The 25,417-nt window shown below is 61.4% G+C and carries 22 protein-coding genes; 11 read left to right on the forward strand and 11 right to left on the reverse strand.

Annotation, left to right across the window (positions count from 1 at the left end):
• Positions 1-57 precede the first annotated feature (57 nt).
• Together A6A03_RS12530 and A6A03_RS12535 are read left to right on the forward strand one after the other, a co-directional pair.
• Positions 58-483, forward strand: coding sequence for a bactofilin family protein (locus A6A03_RS12530; protein WP_066788774.1), 426 nt, complete (start codon positions 58-60; stop codon positions 481-483).
• A 62-nt stretch (positions 484-545) separates the two neighbouring features.
• On the forward strand, positions 546-1,037 hold the full coding sequence (locus A6A03_RS12535; protein ID WP_245668976.1) for a septum formation initiator family protein: 492 nt from the start codon (positions 546-548) through the stop codon (positions 1,035-1,037).
• A gap of 64 nt (positions 1,038-1,101) precedes the next feature.
• On the opposite strand, the gene A6A03_RS12540 is transcribed toward A6A03_RS12535, so the two are convergent.
• A complete protein-coding gene (locus A6A03_RS12540; RefSeq protein WP_066788784.1) occupies positions 1,102-4,554 on the reverse strand; it encodes an AAA family ATPase in 3,453 nt (1,150 codons plus the stop codon).
• A 299-nt stretch (positions 4,555-4,853) separates the two neighbouring features.
• On the opposite strand from A6A03_RS12540, the gene A6A03_RS12545 reads away from it, so the two are divergent.
• Positions 4,854-6,458, forward strand: coding sequence for a pseudouridine synthase (locus A6A03_RS12545; RefSeq protein ID WP_066788786.1), 1,605 nt, complete (start codon positions 4,854-4,856; stop codon positions 6,456-6,458).
• Between the two features lie 117 nt (positions 6,459-6,575).
• On the forward strand, positions 6,576-7,064 hold the full coding sequence (locus A6A03_RS12550; protein ID WP_066788790.1) for a plastocyanin/azurin family copper-binding protein: 489 nt from the start codon (positions 6,576-6,578) through the stop codon (positions 7,062-7,064).
• A 75-nt stretch (positions 7,065-7,139) separates the two neighbouring features.
• Here the strand turns inward: A6A03_RS12550 and A6A03_RS12555 are convergent, their stop codons facing one another.
• The 3 genes from A6A03_RS12555 to A6A03_RS12565 all read right to left on the reverse strand — a co-directional run bounded on the left by A6A03_RS12555 (position 7,140) and on the right by A6A03_RS12565 (position 8,852).
• Positions 7,140-7,583, reverse strand: coding sequence for a hypothetical protein (locus A6A03_RS12555; RefSeq protein ID WP_066788791.1), 444 nt, complete (start codon positions 7,581-7,583; stop codon positions 7,140-7,142).
• A 102-nt stretch (positions 7,584-7,685) separates the two neighbouring features.
• On the reverse strand, positions 7,686-8,105 hold the full coding sequence (locus A6A03_RS12560; protein ID WP_066788794.1) for an NUDIX hydrolase: 420 nt from the start codon (positions 8,103-8,105) through the stop codon (positions 7,686-7,688).
• 249 nt (positions 8,106-8,354) lie between these two features.
• Positions 8,355-8,852, reverse strand: coding sequence for a glutathione peroxidase (locus tag A6A03_RS12565; RefSeq protein ID WP_066788797.1), 498 nt, complete (start codon positions 8,850-8,852; stop codon positions 8,355-8,357).
• Between the two features lie 341 nt (positions 8,853-9,193).
• Between A6A03_RS12565 and A6A03_RS12570 the strand changes: the two genes are divergently transcribed.
• The 3 genes from A6A03_RS12570 to A6A03_RS12580 all read left to right on the forward strand — a co-directional run bounded on the left by A6A03_RS12570 (position 9,194) and on the right by A6A03_RS12580 (position 11,103).
• Positions 9,194-9,430: an FmdB family zinc ribbon protein gene (locus A6A03_RS12570; RefSeq protein ID WP_066788800.1), complete on the forward strand. Its 237-nt coding sequence runs from the start codon at positions 9,194-9,196 to the stop codon at positions 9,428-9,430.
• A gap of 11 nt (positions 9,431-9,441) precedes the next feature.
• The gene (locus A6A03_RS12575; RefSeq protein WP_066788802.1) at positions 9,442-10,506 is read left to right on the forward strand and encodes a CobW family GTP-binding protein; all 1,065 of its coding nucleotides are present in this window, start codon (positions 9,442-9,444) and stop codon (positions 10,504-10,506) included.
• Between the two features lie 87 nt (positions 10,507-10,593).
• Positions 10,594-11,103, forward strand: a complete 510-nt coding sequence (locus A6A03_RS12580) for an NUDIX domain-containing protein (RefSeq protein ID WP_066788805.1) — start codon at positions 10,594-10,596, stop codon at positions 11,101-11,103.
• 71 nt (positions 11,104-11,174) lie between these two features.
• Here A6A03_RS12580 and A6A03_RS12585 read toward each other — a convergent pair whose 3' ends face one another.
• Genes A6A03_RS12585 through A6A03_RS12595 form a run of 3 tightly spaced genes read right to left on the reverse strand, consistent with a single transcriptional unit; the run spans position 11,175 to position 13,633 of the window.
• Complete coding sequence (locus tag A6A03_RS12585) at positions 11,175-11,873, reverse strand: energy-coupling factor ABC transporter ATP-binding protein (RefSeq protein ID WP_066788808.1); 699 nt, start codon at positions 11,871-11,873, stop codon at positions 11,175-11,177.
• A gap of 6 nt (positions 11,874-11,879) precedes the next feature.
• Positions 11,880-12,653: a cobalt ECF transporter T component CbiQ gene (gene cbiQ / locus A6A03_RS12590; protein WP_066788852.1), complete on the reverse strand. Its 774-nt coding sequence runs from the start codon at positions 12,651-12,653 to the stop codon at positions 11,880-11,882.
• Positions 12,653-13,633 (reverse strand): energy-coupling factor ABC transporter permease, encoded by a 981-nt coding sequence (locus tag A6A03_RS12595; RefSeq protein ID WP_082908969.1) that lies wholly within the window; start codon positions 13,631-13,633, stop codon positions 12,653-12,655. The genes cbiQ and A6A03_RS12595 overlap by 1 nt, the downstream gene beginning before the upstream one ends.
• Positions 13,634-13,750: 117 nt before the next feature.
• Here A6A03_RS12595 and A6A03_RS12600 point away from each other — a divergent pair, with 117 nt between their 5' ends.
• From A6A03_RS12600 to bchE, 4 genes are all read left to right on the forward strand, one after another.
• Positions 13,751-14,092, forward strand: coding sequence for a hypothetical protein (locus A6A03_RS12600; protein ID WP_066788811.1), 342 nt, complete (start codon positions 13,751-13,753; stop codon positions 14,090-14,092).
• A 1-nt stretch (position 14,093) separates the two neighbouring features.
• Positions 14,094-14,885, forward strand: a complete 792-nt coding sequence (locus A6A03_RS12605) for a TlyA family RNA methyltransferase (protein ID WP_066788819.1) — start codon at positions 14,094-14,096, stop codon at positions 14,883-14,885.
• A 196-nt stretch (positions 14,886-15,081) separates the two neighbouring features.
• Complete coding sequence (gene bchJ / locus A6A03_RS12610; protein WP_066788822.1) at positions 15,082-15,693, forward strand: bacteriochlorophyll 4-vinyl reductase; 612 nt, start codon at positions 15,082-15,084, stop codon at positions 15,691-15,693.
• A gap of 77 nt (positions 15,694-15,770) precedes the next feature.
• Complete coding sequence (gene bchE, locus A6A03_RS12615; RefSeq protein WP_066788825.1) at positions 15,771-17,426, forward strand: magnesium-protoporphyrin IX monomethyl ester anaerobic oxidative cyclase; 1,656 nt, start codon at positions 15,771-15,773, stop codon at positions 17,424-17,426.
• Between the two features lie 811 nt (positions 17,427-18,237).
• On the opposite strand, the gene dnaG is transcribed toward bchE, so the two are convergent.
• The 4 genes from dnaG to smc form a co-directional block, all read right to left on the reverse strand.
• Complete coding sequence (gene dnaG, locus A6A03_RS12620; RefSeq protein WP_066788830.1) at positions 18,238-20,208, reverse strand: DNA primase; 1,971 nt, start codon at positions 20,206-20,208, stop codon at positions 18,238-18,240.
• Between the two features lie 13 nt (positions 20,209-20,221).
• Entirely contained in the window at positions 20,222-21,289 is a 1,068-nt protein-coding gene (locus A6A03_RS12625; protein WP_066788833.1) for a deoxyguanosinetriphosphate triphosphohydrolase, read from the reverse strand.
• Between the two features lie 167 nt (positions 21,290-21,456).
• Entirely contained in the window at positions 21,457-22,065 is a 609-nt protein-coding gene (locus tag A6A03_RS12630; RefSeq protein ID WP_066788837.1) for a nucleotidyl transferase family protein, read from the reverse strand.
• The coding region (gene smc / locus A6A03_RS12635; protein WP_066788840.1) for a chromosome segregation protein SMC at positions 22,062-25,417 on the reverse strand (3,356 nt) is incomplete at its 5' end. The genes smc and A6A03_RS12630, both read right to left, overlap by 4 nt.

Genomic DNA, 25,417 nt, shown 5'->3' on the forward strand with positions numbered 1-25,417 from the left:
TTACGTACATGTGCTTGTAGATACAGGTGGCCGGCTATGTGGAGGAGGATCGCGCGCATGTTTGGTTCGAACCGCAAATCCGCTCAACCGCAACCGATGGTCAATGGCCGGCCAGAGACGGTGATCGGAGCCAATACTCGCTTTGTTGGCACCTTGAATGCCGAGGGTAACGTCCGCATCGATGGCGCTGTGGAAGGCGATATTGAGGTCGTCGGCAATCTGATCATCGGTGAAACGGGGCGGGTGATTGCGACGATAAAGGCGCGGAATGTGCATGTGTCAGGCGCGGTGAAAGGCCAAATTACCGCGCTGGAACAATTGGAAATCTCGCCGACCGGAAAGGTCTGGGGTGATATTACCACTGCTGCCTTGCATATTGAGCCGGGTGGTCTCTTCCGCGGCCAGAGCTCGATGACGACCAATATCGAAGAGCCGTTGCTGTTGGAAGCGCCCCGCGAATCGCGATCATCGTCTGAGTCGTAAACACTTGCGGTTGATGACGCGCGGGAAAGCATCGTTGATCATTCCCGCGCGAACACCTTTGTATGCCACGCTATCGCCAAGCCTCGACATCCGCCACTCTCGTGACTGGCCTCCGGCGCAGTTGGGCGATGCTGCGTGGCCGGGTGCGGCGCTGGCTGGCGGCGACGTTTCCCGGTGGCGGGCGCACACTGGCCTCGTTGGCGCTGATCGCGTTGCTGCTGGTTATGACTGGCGGGATGGCGGTGAATCTGGTGAATCAAATCGTCATTGCGCGCCATCTTGAGCGTGAGTTGGCGGCTGCCAATGACCAAGTGGCCGGTTTACAGGCGACAACGCAGTCGCTGGAGGCGCGGCTTGAGTACGAACGCTCGGATGCCGCGGCGGAAGAGTGGGCGCGCGATCTTGGTTTGGCCCGTGAGGGTGATATCGTGATTGTGCCCGAACGGGTACCGGAGGTTGCGCCAACTACAGCGCCGGCGGCAGTGCCCTCTCCCGTCCCGTTGCCGCCGCCGCCGCCTAACTGGCAGCGTTGGTGGCAGGCATTCTTTCCGTAGGGTGATGTCTAAGATGGCGGACGAACGCTATGCTTGGTCATAGCGTGATCTTGTTGCGCCGTCTTCAATCCTCTGTACTATCATCCTGTTGCTCTAACTCGCTGACGAGCCCTTCCAGTTGGTTCACGAGCGCTATTTCGAGAATGGCGATGCGCGAGCTGCCGGCAATGGCGATAGCTTGCCAAATCAGGCGGCGCGCCGTCTCGCCATCTTGACGGTTCGCGTGTAAGAGCGCCTGTGTGCGCAACCCCAACACCTGCCCATAGCGATCGCCGATCGAGCGCGCAATGTGTAACGCCTGCTGCAATTGGCGCTCGGCTTCATCGAGCTGGTTGCCGGCCAACATCGTGTGGCACAGCCCGATCAACGCACGATTTTCAATGATCCAATCATTGGCCGTGCGAGCAAGCTCGTTGGCCCGCTGAAAGCGCTGGTGCGCCTGTTGAAACGTGCCCATCTCGAAGAGGATCCAGCCTTGCAATTCTTGGCTCTGCGCGGCGATGTTCTCGATGGGCATGAGGCTTGCGAGCGCATGATCCGGCACTGGTTGGCGCGCCAACATCGCGCACAGCCGGTCAACTCGTTGGAGGTGGGTGAGGGCTTCCCGCTCTTGACGCTTGAGCGCCAAGCGTTGGGCGGTGATGAGCCAGATGTTGGCCTGCAACAGGCGGCTGAGCACAGCGTTGTTGCGATTGAGCCGGTCGACTTGCAGTTGGGCATAGGCGAGATGCGCATCGAAGAGGTGCAAGGTCCCGCTAATGAGGATGTGATGCAGATGCAATACTGCCGCGATGGCAGTGATGTTCGGCTGGTCGCGCTCACGCAACAAGCTTTGCAAGAGTGCAAAATCCTCGCTCTGGTGCAGATGATTGCCGGTGCGATCATTGAGCAACATCCGCAAGACAAGGAGTTCCGCACGGCGTTCACTATGGCCCGGCAACCCAATCCCCTGTTCGAGATAACGCAACGCGCTGTTGAACAGCGAACGGCACGCACTGATCAAGGCGGCCTGCTGACAATGCTCAATCACCTCTGACCATAGTTCGGCGCGCAGCGCATGGTGGATAATGACATCGTATACAGCGAGCGGAGCTTCGCGCTGGGCGAGTTCGGCCTGATAGGCAGTGGCATACCACTGGTAAATGGCTTGATGCAATTCGCGCCGTTGCGCAAAGAGCAGGCTGGTGTAGGCTGCTTCATGCGCGATCCCGAAACTAAAGCGGTATACCGGCTCTGGATCGGCCATCTCGGTTTCAATTAACTGATCGTGTACGAGTAATTCAATATCGTGACGCAATTCGGTTTCACTCAGCCGGGCGGGATGGATGTGGTGCAGCAAGCGCAACGGGAAGCTGCGCCCGATGACCGCAGCGACTTTAAATGTCAAGCGGGTGCGTTCATCCATCTGATCGATCCGCGCTTGGACAATACCAATTGCCGAGCTGGAGAGTTGGACGTGCGGCAGTGGGCCGAGCAGGCGTGCCTCATTTTGTTCGATCGCAATCAGCCCCTTTTGTAATAAGAGCCGCACATATTCTTTGATGAAAAGTGGTTGTCCAGCCGCGTAGCGTTCGAGATACTGGAGGAGACGAGGGTCAATCGTGCGCACCCCGATCAGCTCGCAAATGAGGTTTGCCCGGTCAGCGACTGGCAGCCGTTCGAGCAGGTGATGGGTTGTAAATGGGAGTTGGCGCAAGGTTTGGGCAAACGGCACGAGATGGTCGGGCAAAGGGCGATATGAGAGTGCGACTAACAATGGGAGATGCGGCGTCAGCACTTCGATGATCTCGCCGAGCAGTAGCAACGATTCGGGATCGGCCCAATGAACATCCTCAAGGATGATCAAGATGGGTTCGCGTTGCAGCCGGTGCAACAGCAGTTCAACCACTAGTGGGGCGAGGTCGATCAGCTTAGCTGGCGGTGGAAATCCTTCCACATCGAGGAGCCGTGCTAACGCAGCTACCTGATGGGGCAGGGCCGTTGGCAACTCGGTCAATGCCTGTTGCAAGCGCGTGCGGCGCACGTGCATCGGCGCATGATCGTCAATGTCACATAACTCGCCAACAATCGCGCGCCAAGGGTGCAGGGGCCGTTCTTGGGTGCCGCTGTGACATTCGCCACGAAAACCGTGATACCCGCGCTTGAGCCATTCCAAACTAAGGTAGTACAACAGGGTCGATTTGCCAATCCCCGTCTCGCCCTCGATCAGCAAGATATTGCTGTGATGGGTTGATCGATCAATAACCTGATCAATCATCATCCGTTCGTGGTCACGCCCGATTAGAGTGACATGCGTGGGCAGCGCGGCGCGCAACGCATGCGAACCGGATTCGTCGGTGCGTATGCGATCGGAAAGCACCGTAGCTGCGGGAATATTGCGATCGTACCCCTTGATGCTCATCAGTTGCGGCGGACTGGTGCGGTAGCGGCCAATCGTATCTTGCCGCACCCGCCCTGAGATCAGAATCTCGCCATGGGCGGCAAGTTCCATGAGACGCGCGGCAAGATTCATGTCTTCGCCTTGGGCGGTGTATACGCGGCGGAGCCGGCTGCCGACTTCACCCACGAAGAGCGAGCCGACGGTGATGCCTGCTTTCCGGATCACCCCCCGGTCGCGTAATTCAAGCGCGCAGCCGATGGCGCGGCTCGTATCGTCGCCATGCGCGACCGGCGCGCCAAAGAGAAAGACCATGACGGCGCCTTTGTTGCCAACCTCAATCTCGTTTAACCACCCGCCCCACCGCATCGCCACTGATTGCGCTTGCATCACTAGTGGTTGCAGATCGATCGGGTTTTCAGGCAGATCAAAGGCAGCAAAGACCGGAACGCACCGGCGATATTCGGCCACGAGCGTGTTGAGGCGGAGGCGGCGGGCAAAGCTCGGCGGCAGGAAGTGTTCCCACGTCAAGATGGGGGCCTCGATTGGCGGCTGATACTCGATCACCGGTGTAGACTGGTGATTCGTGACGAGCAATTGCACTTCACCCGGTTGCGCTTGTTGTTCGGCCAGACTCGCGGTATTGATCGGCTGGCCGATTAAGACGGGATGGATGCCTTGATTTGGGATGCCTACCAAGGCGAGATGGACCGGGCCGACGCTGACCCCAACGCGCAATTCGAGATTGTACGGCCCGGCAGGCGTTATGATGGGGTTAAGGGCGGCGATGGCATTATGCAAGGCATAGCCGCAGTGAATAGCGACCGCGGGATCATTGATGTTGGGCCACCATGCGGTGAAAGCGTCGCCAGCGATATGGATGACGTCACCGCCATTAGCGGCGATGGTCGCAATCATCGTCTCGAAGTAGTTGCGCAAAATACTGTGCAGCCGCTCGGCTCCGTCAGGGAGGGTGGCGAAGGTGGCGGTCAAGCGGGTAAATCCGCTCAGATCGGTGTACAGGATGGTCGCTTGGTAGGTCTGCACTTGCCCCGGACGGAGCAGCCCGGCGCCGAGCGCGTCGCGCAGGGCTGCGGGTACGTAAGGCCGAAAGAGTTGGCTGGAGGTTTGCTGTTCCATTGGCAGGGGTGGCTTGTTGGTTGTCCGACTCTATTGTACCCTGACTCAGGCGGCGAAAATCGGTATGGTATACTGTCAAACGATGGTTGATGTTATTTCTTGCAACCATTGGTGAAGAACGATGATTCTTCGCCACATAACGTACATGCTGTTTACAGTCTGTGAAGCGCGTTTCCCAATATGTTCGGCATCCTTTCTCGTCTTGCCCGAACGGCAGCAGATTCGCGACGGGACGGTGGTGAGCGTTTCGTAAAGAACGTTATTCACAAACTGGTTTGAATGAAAAAGAAAGGCTATCTGTGAGTCCTGAACGATTGCAAAAAGTGTTGGCTAGTGCCGGCATCGCCTCACGCCGCGATTGTGAAGAGTTGATCGCCGCGGGACGGGTGATGGTGAATGGCCGGGTGGTCACTGTGCCCGGCACGCGCGTCGATCTTGAGCATGACGAGGTGTTGGTTGATGGGCAGCCACTGCGGATGCCGGCCAAACGCACCTACATTATGCTCCACAAACCGGCTGGGGTGGTTTCGACCGCGGAAGACACCCACGGTCGCCCAACAGTTGTCGATCTGGTTGATGTGCCGGCGCGCGTCTTTCCGGTTGGCCGGCTCGATCTTGATAGTGAAGGGTTGATTCTCCTTACCGATGATGGCGAACTGGCTCACGCGCTGACCCATCCGAGCTTTGAGGTTGAAAAAGAGTATCGGGTGTTGTTAGATCGGGCCTTAACGCCTGAGGCGCTGCGGAGTTGGCGGAATGGCGTGTTACTCGATGGCGAGATGACGGCCCCGGCATGGGTTGAGTTGATTGGCACGGTGCCGGAAGGGGTGTGGGTACGGATTGTGTTGCGCGAGGGGCGTAAACGCCAGATTCGCGCAGTAGCGAAGCTCTTGGGTTATGAGGTGCTGCGCCTGATCCGGGTGCGTGAAGGCGAGTTGGAGCTCGGTGATTTACCGCCGCGCGCATGGCGGCACCTGACCGATGAAGAGGTCGCTGCGCTCCGTGCCCACATTCCCACCCGCCGGTCGTTGCCGGAACGCCCGAGCGAACCTTCACCAGCGGCGCGGCGCGGGAGTGGCTCAGCAGAGGCTGTGCCCGAATCACCCGTTGCACCAGAACGCTCCCCGCGTGTGCCGAGGGGCGAGCGTGGTGACGCGCGCCCGCCGCGCCGGAGCGAAGAGCGGGGGCTGGGCCGGGGGTGGAGCGAGGAGCGCCCGCCGCGCCGCCGGAGCGAAGAGCGGGGGCCGGGCCGGTGGAGCGAGGAGCGTGCGCCGCGCAGCCGGGGCGAAGAGCGGGGGCCGGGCCGGTGGAGCGAGGAGCGTGCGCCGCGCAGCCGGAGTGAAGAGCGCGGGACAGGGCGGGGCTGGAGCGAGGAGCGTGCGCCGCGCAGCCGGAGTGAGGAGCGGGGGCCGGGCCGGTGGAGCGAAGAGCGCCCGCCGCGCAGCCGGAGTGAAGAGCGCGGAACAGGGCGGGGCTGGAGCGAAGAGCGCCCGCCGCGCAGCCGGAGTGAAGAGCGCGGGACAGGGCGGGGCTGGAGCGAAGAGCGCCCGCCGCGCAGCCGGGGTGAGGAGCGCGGAACAGGGCGGGGTTGGAGCGAGGAGCGCCCGCCGCGCCGGAGCGAAGAGCGGGGGCCGGGCCGGTGGAGCGAAGAGCGCCCGCCGCGCAGCCGGAGTGAAGAGCGCGGAACAGGGCGGGGTTGGAGCGAGGAGCGCCCGCCGCGCCGGAGCGAAGAGCGGGGGCCGGGCTGGCGCGGGGCCAATTATCAAGAACGCCGTGAGTCGCCATCCCAGCGCAACGCGAATACTGGCCAATCATCCCGGCGCAGTTCGGAACGCACTGATCGATCGACGTCCGATAGTCGCCGGCGTGCGCCACGGCCACGCCGTTATGACGAACAGGAATAGCTTCTATCAACACAAACTCTAGATCATCTGCTCTGATCCGCTTGACAACAGTTGGGATAGTGGTATAAATTGAGCGGTGCAATTTTGTGATAGATGCCACAAGGAAGGAACAGAGCAATGAAGATTTGGTTGCGCATGATGGCGTTCACTGTGCTGGCTGCGCTGGCAATGGCGCTGGTCGCCTGTGGCGGCGGCAGCAGTGGTGGTTCGAGCGGTGGTGGGCAGAGCAGCGGGCCGGTCACGTTAGAAATTGGCTCGAAGGGCGAAGAATTGGCATTCGATAAGACCGAATTGCGGGTCGCCGCTGGCCAGACGGTGACGCTGCGCTTCAAGAACAACTCGGCGGTGCAGCAGCACAACTGGATCTTGGTCAAGGGCGGTGATGCGGAAGCGGCAGCGATTGCCAATGCCGGCTTGAGTGCTGGCCCGGCGGCGAATTATTTGCCGGCTGACAAGAGCAATATTCTGGCTGAGTCGCCGCTGGCCAATGGCAATGAGACGGTGGAAGTCACCTTCACCGCGCCAGCAGCCGGCACCTATATCTACATCTGCACAGTGCCCGGCCACTACCCGCTGATGCAGGGCAAGCTGATTGTCACCAATTAATTTGGGGGCGTGACAGCAAACGACAAGGGGCGACATTCGTGTCGCCCCTTGTTTCATCGGATAGGTTGTTGCAGCCTACACGGTGACTGCGCGTTGGTTAGGTTCTGCTGTGCGGTACAGGCGAACCATGAGGTTCAAGAGGTGCCGTTCCACTTCGGTGGCGACGGCTCGTTCGGCTGGAGACAGCGGCAGCCGGCCAAGCTCTTCAAAATACCAGCGGATCATCGCGGTGGTGTGTTCATACGACACACCCCAGCGGGGCAAGACGCCACGGGCCCAGCGCAGTTCGGTTTCAGCGATTTCGAGGGCGTCAAACAAGAGCATAGCCCGGATCAAATCACTGAGCGGGCGCACTGCGACCTCGGCCATGCGCTCGACTGGGCCATAGTTCTCTTCTAGACGCAAGGTATGGGTCAGTTCGGGAAATGCGCGCAAGAGCCGGGCGGCAACGCGCTCAGCGATAGCTTGCCGATAGTCGTCAACGCGGCGGGCAAGTTGGGTGGCAGCGATCTCATCCATACGTGCCATCCTTCCTCTCTATGCCCCTTATTATAGCACGCCGCGCTCAAGGCCGGCTCTGTGCATAAGGCATGAATTGCGTGGAAATTCTGCGTGCAGTTCTTAGCAACTAAACCATGATTGCGCTGCGCGCACCACAGCGCGCAAGCGGGGGCGTTGGATACGCTCGATGGCTTCCGCTAGTGGCACCCACTCAGCGGCAACAATTTGCTCCCTTCCTCCGGTTGGGCGAGCACGGCCTTTGATCGCGCGCAGCAAGTAGTAATCGACCAGCTTGCGCTGCGTTCCCTGCGGCCCATTGATCAGGTAATCAATGCTGCCAATCAGATCAATGACTTCTGCGATGACGTGGGTCTCTTCATACACCTCGCGCACAATTGCCTTGCGCGGCGGTTCGTTTGCTTTGAGTTTGCCTTTCGGGAGTGACCAAAATCCTTTACGCTTCCGAATCAACAAAATCTCAATGGTTTGATCAGATTGCAACCGGAAGACGACGGCGCCAACGCCATAGATCGTTTTCATAACCGCCACGCTTGTTGTGAAGATGAGCCGCTTCTGGTTAGTTGCCGGCAATGATGCAGGCGGCCAGATACCATAGTCTCTATCATACCGCGTTTGGGTGGATGAAATGGTTGACAGGTCTAACGTTTGAGCGACATTTACTGAACATAACCATTTACGACCCTAAACTCCAGTCGTGAGCATAGTATACAGGCGTGGCATTACCACGCCTGTCTATCCATTCGTATGCCTAAGGAAGAGCGCCGGTAGTTAATTCACGGTCGCCGGTTGTTGGCGCAACAACGCAACAATATCATCTTCGATCTGCGCCGGCATATCGGTGGGTGCATAGCGCCGGCGTGGCTTGCCGTTGCGGTCAACCAAAAACTTGGTGAAGTTCCACTTGATCGCGGTGCTGCCAAAGAGGCCGGGTTGCTGGGTTTTGAGGTAGGTGAAAAGTGGATGCTCATTGGGGCCGTTCACGTCAACCTTCGCGAAGAGCGGAAAGGTGACTTGATAGGTGCGCTCGCAGAATTGGGCGATGGATTCGTCATTGCCCGGCTCTTGCATGAATTGGTTACTGGGGAAGCCGAGAACGCTAAATCCCTGATCGCGATAGCGGCGGTATAGTTGTTCGAGGCCAGCGTATTGCGGTGTTAGACCGCACATACTGGCGACGTTGACGATCAACAGCACTTGGCCACGATAGTCAGCTAGCGACTGCACCGTGCCATCGATACGCTGGGCAGTGAATTGGTATATTGGCATTGTCTTGCTCCTCGCAAAGGGTGTACAAACTGTATACGGTATTATCCCACAAATAGAGCGGCTGGCAAGATACATTGCTCATAGGGTTCCAGCCGTGCTTCTTGTTATTGTGAGGGGCGGTTGTGGCATCGATCGTTGCTGGACTTAGCCGCAGCCGTCTTCGCTGCGCGCGGCAGGCATCATTGTGACCGGTTGGCGACCGCTCGCCAACAAAAGCGTTTTGGCACAACGATATAAGGCGGCGCGCGCAAGCGCAACTCACATTGACAGCAGTGTTTATAGATGATATATTGTCTCATATAACTGAGTAGCTCGTTGTTTACTCCCACTGGTAGGTTACGATGCCGCTTTACGTCTACGAATGTGCCGAATGCGAGATTGAGCTGGAAGAGCTGCGTCCAGCGTGGCAAGCTGACGATCCGGTCGAGTGTCCGATTTGTCACGAATTTTGCCGGCGCGTTGCCAGCACCTTCCACGTGCAGCGTGCGGCTGAACCGCTCTACGCGACCCCGGCCCATCTAACGCGGGTTGCGCATGGTCTGGATTGTCCCTGCTGCCGGCCCCGCCGGCGTTCGTAAGGAGAACCCTCATGGAAACGCCTGCCCGTCCCGTTCCGGTGACGATTCTGACCGGTTTCCTCGGCGCCGGCAAGACCACGTTGCTCAACCGCATCGTGCGGGCCGATCACGGCTTGCGCGCGGCGGTGCTGGTCAACGATTTTGGCGCGATCAATATTGATGCGCAGTTGGTAGTTGGGGTTGAAGGCGATACGATTGCGCTGGCCAATGGGTGCATTTGCTGCACGATCCGCGATGATCTGCTGCGCACAGCGTTGCGCCTCGTAGACCGGCCCTTGCCGCCAGAGTATCTCATCATTGAAGCGAGCGGGGTGAGCGATCCGTGGGCCGTGGCCGATACGTTTCTGTTGCCTGAACTGCGTCCCTACTTCCGTCTTGATAGTGTGATTACGGTGGTCGATGCCGATTATGTGCGCCAGCAACCGGCCTACGAGGCGTTGATCGTTGAACAGATCAGCGCCGCCGATATTGTTGTGCTCAATAAAATCGATCTGGTTCCGCCTGATCAACTTGCCAACGTTGAAGCGTGGGTGCGCCGGATTGTGCCGCAAGCGCGGATCGTGCCGGCAACCTATGGCGACATACCGCTGTCACTCGTGCTGGATGTAGGCCGTTTTCAGCAGCGTGCCGCAACGCCGCGCATGGTGGCAGTTACTGCCCACGATGAGGGGCACGATCACGCAACAGCCGATCACGATGACCATCACCACGACCACGGCGCCGAGTTTGCCACGTGGAGCTATGTCTGTGATCGACCTTTTACCCTCAACGCTTTTCGCCGCGCGATTCTGAACTTGCCGCCGGCTATTTTTCGTGGCAAAGGGTTGGTCTATCTGGCCGAAGTTCCGCAACGGCGGGCCGTTTTGCAAGTGGTAGGGACGCGAGTGCAGGTGACGGTGGGTGAACCGTGGGGTGATCAAGCGCCGCAGACGCAGATGGTATTCATCGGTGTGCCGGGTATGATTGATGAACCGGCACTGCGCGCGGGGTTTGAACAATGCTTGCTCGCGCCGGATCAGCCGGTGAGTACGGCGCCGGCAGCATCACAGACGTGGCAGCGTCCGGCAGGATTGTGAACGAGCGCACGGCAGCGCCGGAACGGAGTGCGCTTTTATGTTATACTACAGTTCTTGTTGGAGCCGTCGCTCGTTGCACAGGAAGTCATGTATCGCCAGCACTCGTTCTGTTCATTCTGCGGCCAACCGTTTGCCGAGCACCAGTCATGGCCCCGCATCTGTTCGCATTGCGGCAGCACAACCTATCGCAATCCGTTACCAGTGGTCTTAGTCTTGCAGCCGGTTGATGATGGCTTATTGCTCATCCGGCGATCAGCCCATCCACGTCGTGGCCAGTTGGCTTTGCCCGGCGGGTTTATCGAGATGGGGGAACGCTGGCAAGACTCAGCAGCGCGTGAGTTGTACGAGGAAGCCGGGGTTGAGATTGATCCGGCGTTGGTCAGCGAGTTTGCCGTTCGCAGCACACCCGATGGTTATCTGCTGGTGTTTGGGATCGGGCCGCAACTGCGCAGCGCGGATTTGCCGGTGTTTTTGCCGAATAGCGAAGCCGCCGAGCGCGTGATCATTACCTCGCCGGCTGAGCTGGCCTTTCCGCTGCACACCGAGATGGTGCTGCGCTTTTTTACCCAACTGCGCCAATGGCGGCCTTTGACGTAGCACAGACATAGTGGCGGCAACGGTTCGATCAGCGGCCCCCTAGCCTTTTCCGTGCTTAGGGGGCTGTTTGCTTAGATCAATCCATACTGCCAGAGCCGGTCGTGATCGGCGAGGAGCGAGGAAGTTGCTTCATCGGCAACGACCCGGCCTTCGGCCAATACGATAGACCGCGGAAACACATCGGCGACGAGCGCGAGATCGTGGGTTGAGACGAGCATGGTTTGCGGCAGGGTGCGCAGCAGCTCACTCAATTCGCGGCGAGCGCGCGGATCAAGGCCGGCTGAAGGTTCATCAAGCGCCAGCAAGCTCGGCTGCATCGCCAGCACGGTCGCCAAGGCCACCCGTTTGCGCTGGCCGAGGCTCAGCCGGTGGGGCGGCCGCTGTTCATAGCCGGTCATCCCCACTGCCTGCAACGCCTGCTGGACACGCTGGTCCACCTCTGCCGGCGCGAGCCCCATATAGAGCGGCCCAAACGCAACGTCGTCAAAGACGGTTGGCGAGAAGAGCTGATCGTCGGGGTCTTGAAAGACCAATCCGACTCTGGCTCGAATCTGGCGGAGATTCTGTGCGGTGACGGGCAGGCCGTCTACCACAATGGCGCCGCTTGCTGGGCGTAAGGTACCGTTGAGGTGGAGGAGGAGCGTGCTCTTGCCGGCCCCATTCACCCCGAGCAAGGCCACCTTTTCTCCAGCAGCGACGACGAGATCGATCCCGCGCAGCGCAGGAGTGCCGTCGGGGTACGCATAACTGAGATTGGTAATGGTGAGCATAGCCGATTAGATGTAGGCAATAACGATCAGGCTCACGCAGACGATTCCGCCGCCGATGAGCGCGAAGTAATCGGTGGGCCGGAGCGGGGGTTGGGTGGCGGTAACGGGCCGGCCATCGTAGCCGCGGGCCAGCATGGCGGCATAGATCCGTTCACTCCGTTCGTAGGCCCGGATGAAGAGCGTGCCCACCATGCGTCCGGTAATGGTTGCGCGCCAGAACAGGTTACGACCGGCGGGCTGGCCGGGGATGGATGCGCTGCGGCTGTCGCGCGCGCGCAGCATCCGCAACGCTTCTTCTTGCAGTATGAAGAGGTAGCGATAGGCCATGCCGAGGATCAGGATCAATACTGGCGGTAGGCGGAGCGCCGCCAGCGCAGTGAGCAGCTCGCTGAAATGGGTGGTTGCGATCAGCGTGAGCATGGCTTGCACCGAAAGCCATGATTTCGCCATCACGGTGGCGGCGGCTACCATACCGGCATCGGTAGCCGTGATCGCTTGACCGCCGATCGTGAATTGGAAGACCGGCGCGCCGGGGCGAGCAATCGCCAGCGTCAGCGCGGCGAGGGCAAACGGCCATGCGATCAGCGAGCGCCGCCAGATCATCCACAACCCGATCCGTTTCCAGCCAATCACAAACCAGAGCGCGAGGGCGGCCATGATCAGTGCATCCCATGCGCCGGCCGGCAGCCACGCCAACGTGAAGATAAATCCGAGGGCGAGCCACGTCTTGACCCGGCCATCATCGGCGGCGGTTGGCTCAGCCGTTGCGGTGTCAGCCATCACGAGCGTGCCGGTGGTTGGGTGCGGAGCAGTCTACTCATACCCCAGATGAGGCCGATCAGCACGGCTACGCCAACCAACCCGGCAATGATGGTTGAGAGCGGCGTCTCGCCGAGCCATGGAATCGTGTAATCAGGCAAAAGCTGGTAGGGCGCATCGGTGGCGCGGGTGATGAATCCGGCATCCTCGGCGACGCGCTCAAGCCCATCGGGGTCGGGCGAAGCCAACGGCGCAAACGCGGTGATGACGGCGGCAATCACCACCCCGATGGCGGCAATCCGCGTCATTACCGGGCCAGAGGGTGGGGTGGCTTGCAGCAGATCGGGCCGGGTGCTGGCCAGAAACACGACCGCAGCGGCGGTAATGAGCCCTTCGCCGATGCCGATGATGGCATGCACGCTGAGCATGGCCGGAAAGACAATGGCTGCGGGCAGGTCAGAGAGCACCAGTTGGGCCGAGGTGAGGGCGGCAGCGGCCATCACCGACAGCCATCCCGCACCGGCAGCCACGATCGCGATCCAAAGCCGGTTGGCCGTCAGCACGCCATTCCGAATCAACAATGGCCGCGCCAGCCAGCCGCCGATGGCAGCAGTGGCGATGCCCATGTTAAAGATATTCGCCCCCATTGCCACAATACCGCCATCTTGAAAGAGGATGGCTTGCAAGGCGATCACGCTGGTCATCACGACCATGCCTGCCCATGGCCCCAGCACAAGAGCGGCAAAGACGCCGCCGAGCAGGTGGCCCGACGTGCCGCCGGCAATGGGCACATTGATCATCTGGGCCGCAAAGATAAAGGCCGCCATCACCCCCATCAAGGGCACGGCCCGCTCATCGAGTGATTGGCGCGCGGCCCGCGCCGCAATCCCAACCGCGATCACGGTTGGCAGCCACCACAACAAGGCCACCGGCGCATGCAAAAAGCCATCGGGAATGTGCAAGCCAAGCGCGATCCGTTCCACGATCCACTGCCACCACATGGTGAAGCCCTCTCAAGCACTATACGAGTGGCGATACGCTGGTATCGACCGGGTTAAACTCATTATAAACGAAGTCATGTGCCAGCGCGCTCCAAGATACGGTATAATGCGAGAGCTATGAGCGGACACTACACCATTCCAACTCGCATCCGGCTGACCGAGGCGCAACGCGACCAGCTTTACTGGCTGCTCCGCGAGCGCAGTATCGAGCTGGATGATTTTATGACCGAGCTGGTGAACGAGTATCTGGCTGGCCAGCCATTGCCGCCAGCGCCGGCGCCGGTCGATCGGCAGGCGACCATTCGCGAGCAGTTGCGACTGCGCCGCAACCAATTGCGCATGTTGCGCGCCCAACTGCACGATCCGCATAACCCTCCCCCTGACTGGTTGCGGGCAATGGTGGCCGAGTTGGAAGACGAAATTACCCGGCTCGAAGTTGAATTACGCCGAGAAGAGTAGCATGGCTCGCCAACGTCTCGATACGCTGCTGGTCGAGCGTGGTCTGGCTGAGACGCGCGCGCGGGCGCAGGCGATGATCATGGCCGGGCAGGTGTTGGTCAACGGCCACGTGCAGACCAAGGCCGGCACGATGGTCGCCATCGATGCCCACATCGATGTGCGCGGCGGCTTGCCTTACGTCAGCCGCGGCGGCTTCAAGCTGGCGCACGCGCTCGACCAGTTTGGGCTTGATCCGGCAGGTTTGACCGCGATCGATGTTGGCGCTTCCACCGGCGGCTTCACCGACGTATTGTTGCAGCGCGGCGCGGCGCGGGTCTTTGCGGTTGATGTCGGCTATGGTATTCTCGACCACCGGTTGCGCACCGATCCACGGGTGGTTACGCTCGAACGCACCAATATTCGCCACCTCACCGCACTGCCTGATGGCGTGCTGGCCGATTGCGCCGTGATCGACGTCAGCTTCATCTCGCTACGGCTCGTCTTGCCGGCGGTGCAGCGGCTGATCACGCCAAGCGCATGGATCGTGGCGTTGATTAAGCCGCAGTTTGAAGCCGGCCCGCAACACGTGGGCAAAGGCGGCGTCGTGCGCGATCCGGCGGTGCATGCGCAGGTGATCCGCGATGTGCTAACCTTCGCTACGACCCAACAGCTCAACCCCGCCGGTCTCACCCGCTCGCCGATTACCGGCCCGGCGGGGAACGTCGAATTTCTCGTCCTCTGCCATCCCCATCGTCCGGCTATCGACCACCAGCGCGCAATTGCCGCATGCGTGGAAGGGGGCGCGTTGTCGTAGGGACACAGCGTTGTAATGTCTTTTAGGACACAGCGCCGCTGTGTCCCTACGGTGTGTCACTACGTTGCCCGCCTTCTGCACACCTTTGTTTACCCGGTTTTTACCCTGAGTGAATGACTTACAACCGGCAAATGCGAGTAAAGATGTTACATTTATTGCATACGTTGACATTTCAAACAATGTCAGTAGGCGTACTATGCAAGATGTAGCACACGTCGCTGAAGTTGCCCGGATCGGGCCGAATTCGATCATCCAGACCATTGCTGCCTTGCGCGAGCAGTATGGCGCCGAGACTACCGCAGCTTGGCTGCGCCGCAGCGGGCGCGGGCATTTCCTTGAAACGATGCCCGACCACATGCTGGCCGAGAGCGAATTTGGCGCGATGATCCGTGACTTGCGCGACTGGCTGGGGATGCCGGCGGCGATGCGGGTGCTCGACCGTTCGGGCGAACTTACGGCGAACTATGTGGCGACGAACCGGGTGCCGGCGCCGATCCGGCTGCTCTTGCCGCGCTTGCCGGTAGGGTTGGCGTTGCGCATCTTTCTGCCCGCCATTGCCAAACATGCGTGGACATTCGCTGGCAGCGGGCAATTTGGCTATACGCTACGGCCACAGTGGCAGTTGACGCTGGCCAATAGCGTTGAGGCGCGTGAAGTGCAGGCCGCCGAGCCGGTGTGTAGTTACTACCGGGCGGCGTTTGAAGGATTGTTGCGACGGGTGGTGAGCGATCGGATCCGTGTGCGCGAGGTGACATGCCGGGCCATGGGTGCGCCGCGCTGCACGTTTGCCGTATCGCTGGAGGGGTAATCCGGGGGCGTCGATTTTGTTCGTCCTCGCGTTGTTGTAGTTCAGACTTGGTCGTCAGAAAGGAAGAGAGGCCACGCATGCGGATCATGATGATCCAGCCGAACTACCATGCCGGTGGGGCTGAAATTGCTGGGAACTGGCCGCCGAGCTGGGTCGCCTACATCGGCGGCGCATTGCGCACCGCAGGCTTCAACAACCTGCGTTTCGTCGATGCGATGACGGAGGATCTGCCCAATGAGCAATTGCGCCTGATCCTGCGCCATAATCGGCCTGATGTGGTGATGGCCACGGCGATCACGCCGATGATCTACAAGGCGCAAGAGACGTTGCAGATCGCGCGTGAAGAGGTGCCGAATGCTCGGCTCATCCTTGGCGGTATTCACCCGACCTTTATGTATGGTCAGGTCTTGACCGAGGCGCCATGGATTGACTACATTGTGCGCGGCGAGGGTGAAGAGATTATCGTCGAGCTGATGCAGTCGATTGAGGCGGGTACCGACCGGCGCGACCGGGCCAACATTAAGGGGATTGCTTACCTTGAGGACGGCAAGGTGGTGGCGACGCCGGCCCGTGATCCGATCGCCGATCTCGATAAGCTCACCCCGGATTGGAGCCTCTACGACTGGAAGCGCTATATCTACGTGCCGCTCAATGTGCGGGTGGCCGTGCCTAACTTCGCCCGTGGCTGCCCCTTCACCTGCCGCTTCTGCTCGCAGTGGAAGTTCTGGCGTCGCTATCGCGCCCGCAGTCCGCAGAAGTTTGTTGATGAGATCGAGACGCTGGTGCGCGAGCACAATGTGGGCTTCTTCATTCTGGCTGACGAAGAGCCGACCATCAACCGCAAGAAGTTCACCGCGCTCTGCGAAGAGCTGGTGCGGCGCAAGCTGCCGGTTCACTGGGGCATTAACACCCGCGTGACCGACATTCTGCGTGATGAAGCGCAGTTGCCGCTCTGGCGCGCTGCCGGCTTGGTGCATATCTCGCTCGGCACTGAGGCTGCTGCCCAGATGAACCTTGACCGCTTCCGCAAGCAGACCACGATCGAGCAGAACAAGCGCGCGATCGAGCTGATCAAGAAGCACGGCATGGTGGCCGAGGCCCAGTTCATTATGGGCATGGAGAATGAGACGCCGGAGACGATCGAAGAGACCTATCGCTACGTGCTCGACTGGAAGCCGGATATGGCCAACTGGAATATGTACACGCCGTGGCCGTTTGCCGAGCTGTTTGAAGAGCTGGGTGATCGGGTCGAGGTGCGCGACTATGCGAAGTACAACTTCGTGACGCCGATTATGAAGCCTGAGCTGATGGATCGCGAAGATGTGCTCAAGGGTGTGTTGCGCAACTATGCCCGCTTCTATATGCGCAAGGCCTTCCTTGAGTATCCGTTTATCAAGGATCCGTTCAAGCGGCGCTACATGCTCGGCTGTCTGCGCGCCTTTATGAAGACCACTGTCACGCGCCGCTTCTACGACCTCGGTCGCGTCCACATGCGTGGCGCCCAGCTTGAGATCGATCTCGGCTTCGATGAGTCGCGCGTGCTAACGCCGGAGCAGATCGCGGCGATGAAGCAGCGCAAGGAGATGAATGCCGATACCACCTTCGGCGGCGCGGCTCCCGGCATCGACCCCGAAGAGATCAAGATTCAGGCCGAGAATCCGCTCAACTTGCCGTTGGAAGTGGCGGTTAACGAGAACGCTAATGCGACGACTCCGGCTAAGCCGGCGTCATAAGATAAGCGGCGACTCGTACCTCCCACCTCCCCCTCTCCCATCTTACGGTGGGAGAGGGGGAGGTGTCATTGGTGAGCAATAGCCACAAAAAGACACAAAAATACTCATTATTTCGTGTCTTTTGTGGCTCTTTGTGGCTACGCTTCGGCTCGGCCCGGAAGGGCTGGGCGATACGGCGCAGCGATGCCTTGCTTTGCCCCACCCCTCCCCCGCTGGGTTCAAGGGTGGGCAGAACCTCTGTCTGGAACCGGGCCCTAAAGGGCCGGGCTAGGGTTACGCCCGCTGCGCGGGCTGATGCCCCCAGTCTCTCCCCCGCTGGGGTTCAAGGGCGGACAGAACCTCCGTCTGGAACCCGGCCCTAAAGGGCCGGGCTAGGGTTACGAAGCCCGCTGCGCGGGCTGATGCCCCCAGCCCCTCCCTCGCAGGGGTTCAAGGGCGGGCAGAAGATCCGTCTGGAACCGGGACCTAAAGGGCCGGGCTAGGGTTACGAAGCCCACTGCGCGGGCTGATGCCCCCAGTCTCTCCCCCGCTGGGTTCAAGGGCGGGCAGAACGGATGAGCATAGATACGGTTGATGGCGTTGGGATGGGCTGGTTTGCCCCCACCCCCAGCCCCTCCCCCGCTGGGGGAGGGGAGTGGTTCTCATCCCCCCGGCCCCCTCTCTCACCGTCAGGTGGGAGAGGGGGGATGTGGCATTGGCGAGTAATAGCCACAAAAAGACGCAAAAATACTCATGTTTCGTGTCTTTTGTGGCTCTTTGTGGCTACGCTTCGCGATGGCGGGCACGGCAGGGCGGGAATCGAAACCGGACTTTATCCTTGGCCTAAGAGATCGCGCAGATCGGGGAAGGTGCTCGACCGGCGGGGTTGGGTGATCTGTTCGGCGTAGGCGCCGAGTTCGCGAATGTGGTGCAAGATGCGCTGAATCTCTTCCTCGTTGTCGAGTTCGCGCAGGCGTTCGTTGTACCGGTGGATGCGCGCCATGACCTGCGCTTTGCGCAAGATGCGGGCGCACTGTTCGGCTTCGTGGCGGTAGCGCACGTCGTCAGGCCGGCGATTGAGGGTAGCGATCAATGCTTTGGCTTCGCTGGTGAGCGGTTCGCCGAGGGTTTCCACCCACGCCTGCAAACTCTCGGCATCGGTGGGGCGCAGTTCGAGCGGGGTGGCGAGGTAGGCGCGCCAGATCGCTTGGTGGAGCGGCTCTTCAAGCAGGTCTTCCAAGCCGGCCCCGAACAGTTCACCTGCTTCGCGCCGGCGGGCGTTGTACTCTTCGAGCAGCTTTTCGATCGCGACATTGACGCTGGGATAGCGTAGCGCTAGTGCCAGCAAGTAGGCTTCGGTTTTGCGGCGACGTTCGTCGAGCGGCGCGGCCGCCACCGGCGCCGGGGCGGGTGGCGGCGGCGGTGACGGGGTGGTGCGGCGCGCGCGCTCGTTGCGCCGGGCCGGCTGCACCCGCGCCCGCAGCAGATCGACGATCAGTTCGCTGCGCATACCGGTGAGCTGTTCGACGCGTGCCACGTAGACGCGCTGGGCCGCGCCGTCGAGTTCACTCAGCAACGGAATGATCCGCTCAAGCGCCAGCCGTTGTTGGGCTGGATCATGCATGTCGAGGCCGGCGGTGTAGGCTTCGAGGTAAAAATCCATCACCGGCGCGGCTTGCTCGACCAACTGCTGCCAGAGCGCGGGATCGGCGGCGATCACCTCGTCGGGGTCGCGCCCCGCCGGCAAGCGGATGATACGGATCGTGACATCGTTTTCGAGCCGCACAATGCCTTGGGCGGTTGTCACCATACGCCCCTCGCCCTCTTCTTCGGTGGCGGTGCGGATCGTTTCGAGACCGCGCAACGTCGCCTTCTGGCCGGCAGCATCGGCGTCGAGCGCCAGATAGACGGCATCGGTCAGGCGCTTGAGCTGGTTGATGTGCGCTTTGCTCAGCGCGGTGCCGAGCGGCGCCACGACGTTGCGGAAGCCGTGCTGGTGCGCGGTGATCACATCCACGTACCCTTCAACCACAATCGCGCGGTTGGCGGTGCGGATGGCGTCGCGGGCCAGATCAAGCCCGTACAGCACCTCGCTCTTCTTAAAGAGCGGGGTCTCAGGTGTGTTGAGATATTTGGGTTGGGCGTCACCCAACGCGCGCCCGCCAAAGCCAATCACCTCGCCGCGCACATTACGGATAGGGAAGATGAGGCGGTTGCGGAAGCGGTCATACGGGCCGCGCTCGCCGGGGATGGCAAGGCCGGCGGCGATGATGTCTTCGACGCTATAGCCCTTTTTGTCGTGCAGATAAGTAAAGAGGTGGCCCCAGTCGTCGAGGCTATAGCCGATCTGGAAGGCGTCAATCGCCTCTTGGTTAATCCCGCGGCGAGCGACATATTCGCGACCGGCAGCGCCGCGGCTGAGGTTGAGCAGCACGTAGTTGAAATAGCGGGCAGCGACGCCATTGATCTCGAGCAGCCGCGCCCGGCGCGCATCTTCTTGGCGTTGGGCGTCGTTTTTGGGTTCGAGCCGGATACCGGCCCGTTCAGCCAGTAGTTCTAAGGCCCCTTTGAAATCGAGGCCCTGTTTGCGCATCACGAAATCGAAGGCCGTGCCAGAGGCGTGGCAACCAAAGCAGTAGAAGCTCTGGGTGTCGGGGTAGACGTGGAAGGCGGGGGTGCGGCTGTTGGGGTGAAATGGACAAAAACCGACGAAACTGCGCCCGCTGCGCCGCAGCCCCACCCCCATCGAATTGATGAGGTCAACGATGTCGATGTTGGCTTTGATTTCGTCGATGACGTTCATGGTGCGAATGCCGTTACCCGCCCCACGTGCGCGGGATGAATATCCGTTTGAATACGGCCAATGCGTAGCGGTCGGTCATGCCGGCGATATAATCAATGACCGCCTGTTCAACCGGCTCGCCCCGCCGTTCGCTAATCGCCAGCAGCTCAGCGGGCAGCTCTTCGGGATGGCGCATGAAATGGGTGTAGAGCGTTTCAATAATGAAACGCACCTTCTCGTCTTCCACTTTTGCTTCTGCTCGCCAGTAGACGTTTTGGTAGAGAAAATCGCGCAGCTTGTTGGTAGCGGCCAAGATGGCCGGGCTCATCGAGATCAAGGGCGGGTCGGGTGGCACTCCTTCGCCGGTTGCCCACCAGTTATACTCGATCAGATCGCCGACCATGGTGGCAAGGCGTTTGCTATGGCTGTCGCCGAGCAGCTCGATGCAATCGGCTGGCAAATCTTCGGCGCGCAGAATACCGGCGCGAATGGCGTCGTCGATGTCGTGGTTGATGTAGGCGACGCTATCGCAGAGTTTGATAATCTGGCCTTCGAGGGTGCTGGCGGTGCCCCACGCTTTGGCGGTGATGTCGCGCCGCCCTTTAGAGTGCATATAGATGCCTTCACGCACGGCGTAAGTAAGGTTCATCCCTTCGCCATGCTGTTCCAGCACTTCGACGATCCGGCGCGATTGTTCGTTGTGGCGAAAGTGGCTGGAACAGATCCGGCTGAGCGCCGTTTCACCGGCGTGGCCGAACGGCGCGTGGCCAATATCGTGGCCGAGGCCGATCGCTTCGGTCAGGTCTTCGTTGAGGCGCAACGCGCGGGCGACGGTGCGCGCAACTTGTGTGACCTCTAGCGTATGGGTAAGCCGGGTGCGGTAGTGATCGCCCAAGGGGGCGATAAAGACTTGGGTTTTGTGTTTGAGCCGGCGAAACGGTTTCGAGTGCAAGATGCGGTCGCGGTCGCGCTGGTATGCGGTGCGGATCGGGCAGGGCGGTTCGGGCCGGTCGCGCACGGCATCGGCGCTCTTGGCCGCGTATGGCGAGAGGATTTGCGCTTCGAGCGCTTCGCGCATTTCACGCACCGAAGGCCGGGTCATAGGTGTGCTCCGTTAGCGTGGAATGGAGGGTTACAGCAACGCTGTGTTTCCTGTTGGGACACAGCAACGCTGTGATCCTTGGGTAGGACACAGCAACGCTGTGTTTCCTGTTGGGACACAGCAACGCTGTGTCCCTACTTTACCACACGTTCCGTCTAAGGTTAGAGTTACTCTTGCACCGCTTTTGCGCGCAATTCGGTCGAAGAGATGTCACGCCGGAAGAGGTGTTCGGGTACCGGGATGAAGAGCGATTCGTACCCCGCCGGCAAAGTCAGATCGGCGAGCGTATAAAACCTCCCGTTGATCTGTCTGCCAGCGACGAAGAAGCGGCAGTTGGCGGCGGCAATGGCGGCGAAGGCGGCGGCCATCGCCTCGGCGCTGCCATAATAGCGCGGATCGACGAGCCGCACTGCGGTATCGTAGCCGAGCACGAAAGCGCGTCCGGGGTAGAGACGCGCCTTCTGCACAAAGAGCGGCGCGGCAGCGAGGATGACATAATGTTGGCCGCGGAATTGGGCAACGCGCCGTTCAATCTCGGCCAGCGGCAACTCGCCTTTGTCGGCGTTGCGCACCGTCAGCTCGAAATGCACCGGTTGGCCGGTCATTACCACCACTGCCCGCTGTAAGCCGAGATGCCCCGCGTGCAGTGGGTTAAAGCTGCCGGGAAAGATCGCTCCCGGCGGCGGATCGTCGGGGCGCAGTGCGCCATCAGGCGCGATGGTCAACGATCCGATCCTCCCGCTCAAGAGATCGGCCAATTCGGCGGCATGGATCATGCCTCTTCTCCCACATACTCTTCCACGCGCAACGAGACCACTCGCGAAGCGCCGTCGTCTCCCATACTCACTCCGTAGAGCGTGTCGGCTACTTCAATCGTACCACGATTGTGGGTGATCACGATGAATTGGGTGCGATCGGTCAGGCGCTGCAACATCTCGCGAAACCGGCCCACATTGCTCTCATCGAGCGCGGCGTCAGTTTCGTCGAGAATGCAAAATGGGCTAGGATTGACCTTCAAAATCGCGAAGAGCAATGCCACTGCGGTCAAGGTGCGTTCGCCGCCGGAGAGCAGGGCGATGTTTTGCGGACGTTTGCCCGGCGGGCGAGCGATAATTTCGACGCCTTGCTGCGGGCGTTTGCCGTTGCTCTCGCTGCCGTCGGGATCGGTGTCGATCAGTTCGAGACGGGCGCTGCCGCCGCCGAACAGTTCTTGGAAGGTGGCGCTGAATTCGGCGGCGACGGCGTGAAAGGTATGCTGGAAGCGGTCGTTCATTGCGCCGTCGAGTTCATCGATCAGTTGGTGAAGTGTCGCACTGGCGGCGCGGAGGTCATCGGCTTGCGCGGTGAGGAAGGCGTAGCGGTTATTGGCCTCTTCATACTCTTCCAGCGCCAGCGGGTTGACCACGCCGAGGCGGATGATGCGCGCGCGCAAGGCTTCGATCGCTGCCGGCAGTTCGGCCAACGGCGGGCTATCACCGGCGGGAGGCGGTGCGGTGAGGTCAACGCCATCGGCGACGGCTCGCTCGAAGAGGGTTTCGAGGCGGTCGGCGGCGCGTTGCGCTTCGCGGGCCAACCGGCTGTGCTCGGCTTCGGCGGCCAACAGATCGGCGGTGGCCTGCGCTTCAGCGGCTTCGAGGCGGGCCAATTCGGCTTCAGCGGCGGCCAATTCGGTTTCCGCCGGCGCAATCTGCGCCTGCACGTCGTGCAGTTCGGCCAGCAATTGCTGTTGGCGGGCCAGCGCTGCCGCATACGCCGTTTCGCGTTGGGTACGCTCGTCGCCCAATGCCTGTAACGCGGTTTCCAGCTCGCTTTGTTGGCGGGCGAGGGTAGCGAGTGTGCGTTCGTGACCGGCAAGCATTTCGGCGAGCATGCGCTGCCGGCTCTCGGCGGCGCTGAGCGCAGCGCGCAGGTTCGCCAGCCGCTCTTGGCCGGCGCGATCGGCGCTAGCCTGCTGCTCTTGCCGTTCGCGCACCGCGGCAAGGGCTGCTTCAGCGGCAGCGCGTTCGGTGCGCAGGCTGGTTTGGCGTTCATGTAAGCCTGCCAACTGCTCGGCCAGCGTGGCCAACTCTTGCCCCAGCCGCTCTTGTTGCGCTATCACCCATTGTTGTTCCTGTTCCACCTGCCGGGTACGGCGTTGAGCCTGATCGAACGCATTGCGGGCCGTTTCGCGCCGTCGTTGCGCTTCGCGTTCGGCGTGTTCGGCGCTGCGCAGGCGGGTGGTGGCGGCCTGCAGCTCTTGGTCGAGCGCGGCCCGTTGCCGGTCAATCGCCTCAAGCGCGGCGCGCGCCGCTGCAACCTGTGCAGGCAGTTCGCGCAGCTCGCGTTCGCGGCGCAATGCACCGCTCTCGCGGGTAGGCGCGCCGCCGGTGACCGCGCCGCCGCTCTGTACCTGTTCACCGGCCAACGTCACAATCGTCCAGCCGGGAGGCAGATGGCGCAACTCGGCACGGGCCGTCGCCAAATCAGCGACGACTAGTGTGCGGCCCAGCAACTGTTCGACCACCACCGCGTAGTGCGGATCGTACTCGACCAGTTCGGTGGCGACGCCGATCACCTGCGCCGAGAAGGCGGGGCGGCGAGCATCGCCGCTGGGCCGGCGCAGCGTATCGAGCGGCAAGAAGGTGGCCCGGCCTACGCCGGTACGGCGCAATTCGGCAATCGCCTCTTCGGCGTCGCGCCACTGCTCGACCACGATATGTTGCAGGCGCGCGCCAAGGGCAACTTCGATCGCGGTTTCCAATTCGGCGGGCACGCGGATGATTTGTTGTACCAGTGTAAAGCCGGCGCGCCCGTTGCGTTCGGCCCATTCCAGCGCGGCCTTCACGCCGGCAAACGCACCGGCGTGCGAGCGGGCAAGGCGTGTGAGCGCCTCAAGACGGGCTTCGCGTTCGGCCAGCGTGTGGCGGCGCGTGGCGCGCTCTTCGTCGGCGGCGGCGCGGGCAGCGCGCAGACGGTCGAGTTCTTGGCGCGCAGCTTGCACTGCCGCCGTGCTTTCTTGATAGGCTTGTTCAGCGGTGGCCAGCGCGGCTTGCGCCTCGGCCACAGCGGCTTGAGCCGCGCTGGTTGTGCCGGCAGCTTGCGCCAAAGCGGCGGCCAAGCGTTCGCTTTCGGTACGCAAGCGAGCCTGTTGGGCATTCATCTGCTCAATCTGGCTCGCGACCGTCGCTTCGGCGCGGGCAGCTTGCAACGCGCGCTCTTGAGCCGCCTTGAGTTCGGCAACTAAGCTGGTGCGCGCATGGTCGCCAGCCTGCCGTTCGCGTTCGGCCAGCGCCAGATCGTGCCGCGCCGCTGCCACCTCTTGCGCGGCCTGCGCAGCCTCGGCAGCTACGCGATCTCGTTCGTGCGCCGCCAACCGCTGCTGTTCCGCCAGCGCCGCCATCTGCCGCTCAAGCTCGTCGTGGCGGCGCGTGGCAGCGGCGATCCGCTCGTGCTCAACCGCCAGCTCGCGTTGCAAGGTCTCGGCTTGGTGGTGCAGCGCCGAAGCCTGATGGTGCAACGCACCGAGCGCCTCGCGCCGTTCGCGCAACGCGGCCCGGCGGGCCTGCACCGTCGCTGCTGCTTCAGCCTGCACCGCTCGCCGGCGAGCCAGCTCATCATCGGCCTGTTGGGCCTGCGCTTGGGCCTGTTGGGCATAGGCTTGGGCCTCGCGCCACTGGGCATGGTGCCAATGGGCCAACAGCGTCTGCAACTCGGCTTGCCACTCGCGGTACTGGCGGGCTTGGCCGGCCTGCCGGCGCAATGCACGCAAGCGCGGCTCTAACTCGGCCAGCAAATCGGCCACGCGCTGCAAATTGGTCTCGCTCTCGCGCAAGCGGCGGAGGGCCTCGGCCTTGCGCAGCTCATAGCCGCCAATTTCCGCCGCATCTTCAAACAGGCGGCGGCGCTCGGCGGGGCGCAGGGTCAGGGCAGCGTCAACCAACCCCTGATTGATAATCGTATACGAACCGCCGAGCGGCTCGATGGCAGCCAGCAAATCGCGCAGGCGGACGCGGGCGCGGTTGATGAAATACTCATTCTCGCCGGTGCGAGTGACGCGGCGGGTAATCGTCACCTCGTCGAAATCGAGCGGCAGCAAGCGATCGGTATTGTCAATCGTCAACGCGACTTCGGCCAGACCGGCAGGCGGGC

It is taken from the genome of Chloroflexus islandicus (genome assembly GCF_001650695.1).
GTDB classification, from domain to species: Bacteria; Chloroflexota; Chloroflexia; order Chloroflexales; family Chloroflexaceae; genus Chloroflexus; species Chloroflexus islandicus.

What these genes read in the sequence shown, in the direction of transcription:
- A6A03_RS12530 (WP_066788774.1), top strand. Translation starts at nt 58, where the DNA reads ATGTTTGGTTCGAACCGCAAATCCGCTCAACCGCAACCGATGGTCAAT.
- A6A03_RS12535 (WP_245668976.1), top strand. Translation starts at nt 546, where the DNA reads ATGCCACGCTATCGCCAAGCCTCGACATCCGCCACTCTCGTGACTGGC.
- A6A03_RS12540 (WP_066788784.1), bottom strand. Translation starts at nt 4,554, where the DNA reads ATGGAACAGCAAACCTCCAGCCAACTCTTTCGGCCTTACGTACCCGCA.
- A6A03_RS12550 (WP_066788790.1), top strand. Translation starts at nt 6,576, where the DNA reads ATGAAGATTTGGTTGCGCATGATGGCGTTCACTGTGCTGGCTGCGCTG.
- A6A03_RS12555 (WP_066788791.1), bottom strand. Translation starts at nt 7,583, where the DNA reads ATGGATGAGATCGCTGCCACCCAACTTGCCCGCCGCGTTGACGACTAT.
- A6A03_RS12560 (WP_066788794.1), bottom strand. Translation starts at nt 8,105, where the DNA reads ATGAAAACGATCTATGGCGTTGGCGCCGTCGTCTTCCGGTTGCAATCT.
- A6A03_RS12565 (WP_066788797.1), bottom strand. Translation starts at nt 8,852, where the DNA reads ATGCCAATATACCAATTCACTGCCCAGCGTATCGATGGCACGGTGCAG.
- A6A03_RS12570 (WP_066788800.1), top strand. Translation starts at nt 9,194, where the DNA reads ATGCCGCTTTACGTCTACGAATGTGCCGAATGCGAGATTGAGCTGGAA.
- A6A03_RS12575 (WP_066788802.1), top strand. Translation starts at nt 9,442, where the DNA reads ATGGAAACGCCTGCCCGTCCCGTTCCGGTGACGATTCTGACCGGTTTC.
- A6A03_RS12580 (WP_066788805.1), top strand. Translation starts at nt 10,594, where the DNA reads ATGTATCGCCAGCACTCGTTCTGTTCATTCTGCGGCCAACCGTTTGCC.
- A6A03_RS12585 (WP_066788808.1), bottom strand. Translation starts at nt 11,873, where the DNA reads ATGCTCACCATTACCAATCTCAGTTATGCGTACCCCGACGGCACTCCT.
- cbiQ (WP_066788852.1), bottom strand. Translation starts at nt 12,653, where the DNA reads ATGGCTGACACCGCAACGGCTGAGCCAACCGCCGCCGATGATGGCCGG.
- A6A03_RS12595 (WP_082908969.1), bottom strand. Translation starts at nt 13,633, where the DNA reads ATGTGGTGGCAGTGGATCGTGGAACGGATCGCGCTTGGCTTGCACATT.
- A6A03_RS12600 (WP_066788811.1), top strand. Translation starts at nt 13,751, where the DNA reads ATGAGCGGACACTACACCATTCCAACTCGCATCCGGCTGACCGAGGCG.
- A6A03_RS12605 (WP_066788819.1), top strand. Translation starts at nt 14,094, where the DNA reads ATGGCTCGCCAACGTCTCGATACGCTGCTGGTCGAGCGTGGTCTGGCT.
- bchJ (WP_066788822.1), top strand. Translation starts at nt 15,082, where the DNA reads ATGCAAGATGTAGCACACGTCGCTGAAGTTGCCCGGATCGGGCCGAAT.
- bchE (WP_066788825.1), top strand. Translation starts at nt 15,771, where the DNA reads ATGCGGATCATGATGATCCAGCCGAACTACCATGCCGGTGGGGCTGAA.
- dnaG (WP_066788830.1), bottom strand. Translation starts at nt 20,208, where the DNA reads ATGAACGTCATCGACGAAATCAAAGCCAACATCGACATCGTTGACCTC.
- A6A03_RS12625 (WP_066788833.1), bottom strand. Translation starts at nt 21,289, where the DNA reads ATGACCCGGCCTTCGGTGCGTGAAATGCGCGAAGCGCTCGAAGCGCAA.
- A6A03_RS12630 (WP_066788837.1), bottom strand. Translation starts at nt 22,065, where the DNA reads ATGATCCATGCCGCCGAATTGGCCGATCTCTTGAGCGGGAGGATCGGA.